Here is a 4,803-nt window from a genome sequence, read left to right as displayed (position 1 = left end):
GCGGGGGGGGGGGGGATACCCGGGTGTGGGATGCATTCGCTCCCCCCGACAACGCGGCGAGGTGCGGTGCCAGGCAGTGCGGGCCAGGCAAGATCCGAAAGAGACGGCCTAGCGCCCGTACGCCTCCAGGGCGGCCCGCAGGCCCGGGAGGTCGGTGCCGAGCTTGCGGCAGGCCGCCGACCGTGCCCAGTCGGGCTCCGGGTCCGCGGCGGCCGGCCCGCCGCCGCGAGCCGCCAGCCGCGCCGCCCGGAGCTCCTCCTCCGTGAGCCCGTCCGCCGAGGAGGAGGACCGGCACGGCAGGGCTCCACCGAGGCCCAGCAGGGTCTCGGCCGCCCGCGCCTCCAGGCCGTCGGCGCCGCATTCCCGGGCCGTCACCACGGCCCGGGCGAGCAGTGCGGGGTCGCCCAGCTCCGATCCCAGCGCGGCCAGCGCGCAGGCCAGTTCGTATCCCGCCGGGGAGGACGCCAGCAGCGCCACCGCCTCCCGCAGCAGCTCCGCCCGGTCCTCGGGCGCCGCGACCTCGGCCGCCACGCGCAGGGCCTGGCCGATGCCCGAGGGGGCGCCGAAGGCGCGGGCCCGCCGGACGGCGTCGGCGGCCAGGGCGCGCGCCCGGTGCGGGTCGTCCCCGGCCACGGCCCGGGCCAGGTGCAGCTGCCACGGGCACCACGCCGGGTTCTGGATTCCGCGCGGGGTCAACCGCCCCTCCACCTCCTCCAGTTCGGCGACGGCCGCCTTCGTCTCACCCCGGGCGAGGAGCAGTTCCGCGTAGACGGTCTGGGAGTCGGGGAAGACCACGGCCGCCGGGAAGGGCCTCCCGTACTCGTGTTCCCGTGCGAGCTCCCAGGCCTCGTCGGCCCGTCCCCGCGCGAGCAGTGTCGTGAGGAGGATGGCTATGGCGTACCAGTGCACGGGGGTACGCCGTCCCACGCGTTCGGCGAGCCGCAGTCCGGCGCGCGCCAGCTCCTCGGCCTCCGCGAGCCGCCCGCGCCGGAAGCGGATGTAGGCCCGCAGGTTGTACGCGAAGGACAGGTGCGCCCCGTGCCAGCCCTGCCGCTCGAACTCGGCGGTGCCCGCCTCGAACAGTTCCTCCGCCCGTCCCGGCCGGTCGGCGTACATGTGCGCCATGGCCACGAGCACGGGCACCTCGAAGCCGCGGTCCTCGTGGGCCCAACTGAAGTCCCGCTCCAGCACCCGTCCGGCGTGGTGCAGGACCACGTCCACGGGCTCCCCCCGCAGGCAGGCGTCCCAGGCGCGCAGCCCGATCACGTACCGCTCGGTGAGGTCGCGGCCGGTCAGCCGGTCGGCGAGCCGGGCCAGGCGCCGGGAGCGGGCCGGGGAGTCGGTCTCGGCGGCGTTGAAGGCGTCCCACATGAACTGCTCGGACTGCAGGCGCAGCCGGGCGCGGACGTCCTGGGTGTACGGGATCTCCCGCGCGAGCGCCTGTGAGGCGTCGGCGAGGCGGTCGCTGTGCGCGAGCACCTGGGCGAGCCGGATGACGATGCCCTGGCGCAGGGCCGGGTCGTCGAAGGGCTCGGCGAGGGCGGCCCGCAGGTGGTTGACGGTGTTCGCGGGCTCGGTGAGCAGGGAGGCGCAGCCCAGTTCGTACAGCACGGCCGCGCGTTCGCCGAAGTCCGGGGGCTCGCGCAGGGCGCGGGCGAGCTGGCGGCGGGCTGCCTCGGGGGCGCCGGCCCGGAGGTTCTCGGCAGCGGCCTCGCGCAGGGTGCGCACCACCCAGGGGTCGTTCTCGGGATGGGTCTCCAGCAGGTGGCGGGCGGCGGAGGAGGAGCCGAGTCCGGCGTCGACGACGGCCGCCGCGGCCTTTCCGTGCAGGGCGACGCGGAGCGCGTCGGGGATGGCGCGGTACAGGGCGGTGGCGATGAGCGGGTGGACGAACTCCAGCCCGGCGTCCGGCTCGTGCGCCGTCGTGGGCCCGGCGGCCGACAGGATGCGGGCGTCCCGCAGCCGGCCGGTGGCGTCCACGGCCTCCTCGGTGCCGAGGGCGGCCACGCGGGCGGCGAGGTCCTGCGGAATGGCGGTGCCGAGGACGGCGCAGGCCCAGGCGAAGCGGACGGTGGAGGGGCCGAGGCGTTCGAGGCGGGCGACCAGGCCGCTGCCGCGCTGGGCGGCGGCGAGGTCGCGCAGCAGCGGGGCGCTCGCCGCGACCGGGGGCAGGGCCTTGTCCCGGACCTTGGCGGTGAGTTCGACGGCCTCGAAGGGGTTGCCGGTGGTGACGGCCCAGGCCTCACGGCAGAAGGCGTCGTCGGCGTGGTCGGCGAGGGTCTCGCGTACCAGGGCGGCGACGGCGGCCTCGGTGAGCGGCGCGAGGGGCAGCGGGCGCTGTCCGGCCCGGCCCGGCAGCGTACGGAAGGCCTCGGCGTGCGCGGGCAGTTCGTCGGGGCGGTAGGCGACGGCGAGGAGCAGCGGGAGGTGTTCGGCGCGCGGGGCGTAGGCGGCGAGCCAGCCCAGGGATTCGGGGTCGGCCCAGTGGGCGTCGTCGAGGACGAGGGCGACGGGGGCTCGCTGGACGACGAGGTGGGTCAGGACCCAGTCGAGTCCGTCGCGCAGACCTTGGGGGTCGGGCGGGGCGCCCTGTTCGGGTGCGCAGAGTCCGAGGGCCGGACCGACGATGGAGTACCAACTCCCGAGGGAGGCGCGCAGCTCCTGCTCGGAGGGGCCGGCCAGCAGGGGCTGAATGAGCTGGCGGGCGACGTGGAAGGGCTGGCTCTGCTCCTGTTCGCCGCCGCGGGCGGCGAGGACGGTGCAGGAGCGGGCGTGGGCGCGCCGGCGCAGTTCGGCGAGGAGCGTGGTCTTGCCGAGGCCGGCCGGGCCGGAGAAGGCGAGGAGCGCGCCGCCGGCGTCCGGGCCGGGACCGGTGAGCTGGTCCAGGGCCTCGTCGACAAGGGCGAGTTCGGTCTCGCGTTCGACCATCGTGCGCCGCAAACGGGTCCGGCGGTCCGTCATGGCTGGTACCCCCCCAGGCCTGTTCGGAGGTTCAGCGTACGCCCGCGCACACGACGGGGGACCCACTGTCGGGAAAGAATCCGATCTTCTTTTCCGGCCTCCTTTCCGGCCTCCTTTCCGGCTTCTTTTCCGGCGGCTTCCCGGCTGCTTCCGGCTCCCTTTCCGGGGAGGGTCAGTCCCGTGCGGAACGTGCCGCGAGGTCCTCCAGGACGGTCACGGCCTCGGCGGCGCGGTCGGCAGCCACGAAGAGGTGATCGTGGTGGTAGCCCGCGATGACGTTGCAGCTCAGGCCATGTGCGCCGAGCTCGGCGGCGAAGGCCGCGGTGAGCCCGACGGCGTCGAGGGCGGAGTGGATGCGCAGGGTGATCCAGCCGGCGGTGTAGTCGTAGGCCAGGCCGGCCGCGTCGGCGTCCTCCTGGCGCAGGACGAGGGTGAGGCCCTCGCGCTCCAGGATCGTGGCGACGGGCGCCGTCCCGGCCGGGACGGTGTTTCCGGGGACGGTGCAGAACACGTACAGGCCCTCGTTCAGCTCGGGCCGCATGCCGCTCAGCAGGGTGCGCAGGTCGCTCTCTCCGCTCATGGCGCCACCCTAGGTCCAGGCCGGACAGGTCGGCGGTCATCATCTCTTTGAGGGCGGTTTCCGTCATGGCCACGAACGTGCGGGAGACCGCGGACTTGCTCGTCGCCGTGACCACCTGGCCCACCGGCTCCGGGCCCAGGCCGTAGCGGCGGGTCGACAGGCCGCCGAGCACGCGCTCCATCGCCATCCGGGGCGAGGCTCTCGGTGCGGTTGCATAGCTCATAGGCGGGTACCGCCAGCTCACCCGAGCCGTCGACTGCGCGCATCCGTGGCCGGCTGATGGGCACCCAGCGCCCGCCCAACACCACCGGTCCGTGCCCGGTGCCGTGGCGTACCGCGATCCGCTCGGCGTCGTGCTTGCCACGCGGCCGCATACCGCACGACGTCGGCGTCCATCAGAGCGGTCATCACCTGCAAGCAGGCGCCGACGGCGAGCGCGACCAGTCCTTCTGCATATCCGCCGCGATCTCGTTCATTGCCACACTCACGCTCTCCGGCACGTCCAGCCCAGTCGCGTGGTTCGTCTCGACGTTCTTCTGGTACTGCTGGGTCACGGTGGTCCCCTATCAACGGGTTGTCCGGGAAGACACCCGACGCCGGACCACCACCTCAACTTCTACGAGTCCCTGGCCAACCTCAAGACTGCCTCCATAGAGGTTTGATCACCTTGGGTGTGGCCGCTTCCCCTGTTGCTGCTGTGGCGTGGTGGACCGGTCTGCCTTTTACTTGTAGACATCCAGAGAGTGGCCAGCGCTAGGCCTGGGCACTGGTCAATCCATCCATCTGACCAGAGGGCGCATCCGATAGGCCAACCCGAGCGCGCACTGAACCCCACTGGTGTTCCGATCCAGCACTTCATCTATCAGATGCGTCAGCTCCGCGAGCACATCGGTCATTCCGGCTATTACCAGATGGCCCAGATCCCGCATTACTGCGGTAGGTGAGCTTATGCTGAAGCTTCGAACATGGGGCACGGCCGTGCTCGTGCCATTGGCAGTCGCACTAGCCCTCGTTTCAGACCCCACGCTGGCCACCACTTCAGACGCCAACCTGTCCACTGCGGTCTACCTGTCTGATGGCTCTCGGTTCCCAGGGTGGTCACAGTGGAGCGACCGAGACGGTGGCTGGATTGACGGAACCCCGTGGGTTGCCGGGGACTTCAATGGCGACAGGAAGGCCGACCTTGCCACTGTCTGGAACAACGGCGGTTCGAACACAATAACGGTGAGCCTGTCGACCGGCTCCGGCTTCAAGCGCAGTCA

At 72.6% G+C, this 4,803-nt stretch carries 2 protein-coding genes and 2 pseudogenes; 1 reads left to right on the top strand and 3 read right to left on the bottom strand.

From position 1 onward, the window contains the following. Positions 1–108: 108 nt before the first annotated feature. The 3 genes and pseudogenes from ACZ45T_RS34840 to ACZ45T_RS34830 form a co-directional block, all read right to left on the bottom strand. On the bottom strand, positions 109–2,961 hold the full coding sequence (locus tag ACZ45T_RS34840) for an ATP-binding protein (RefSeq protein ID WP_468448139.1): 2,853 nt from the start codon (positions 2,959–2,961) through the stop codon (positions 109–111). Between the two features lie 172 nt (positions 2,962–3,133). Continuing rightward, a complete protein-coding gene (locus ACZ45T_RS34835) occupies positions 3,134–3,541 on the bottom strand; it encodes an ACT domain-containing protein (RefSeq protein WP_468448138.1) in 408 nt (135 codons plus the stop codon). Between the two features lie 10 nt (positions 3,542–3,551). Beyond that, positions 3,552–4,095: pseudogene (locus ACZ45T_RS34830) on the bottom strand (IS256 family transposase); the annotation flags it as partial. Positions 4,096–4,489: 394 nt separating this feature from the next. Between ACZ45T_RS34830 and ACZ45T_RS34825 the strand changes: the two are divergent. Then, a pseudogene (locus tag ACZ45T_RS34825) lies at positions 4,490–4,803 on the top strand (hypothetical protein); the annotation flags it as partial.

Source organism: Streptomyces sp. NPDC030995, from assembly GCF_055571215.1.
The sequence above is the reverse complement of the archived record's forward strand: the minus strand, read 5'-3'. Positions and strand labels throughout refer to the sequence as shown.

Coding starts and splice junctions, on each gene's coding strand:
- ACZ45T_RS34840 (WP_468448139.1), bottom strand. CDS start 2,961: ATGACGGACCGCCGGACCCGTTTGCGGCGCACGATGGTCGAACGCGAG.
- ACZ45T_RS34835 (WP_468448138.1), bottom strand. CDS start 3,541: ATGAGCGGAGAGAGCGACCTGCGCACCCTGCTGAGCGGCATGCGGCCC.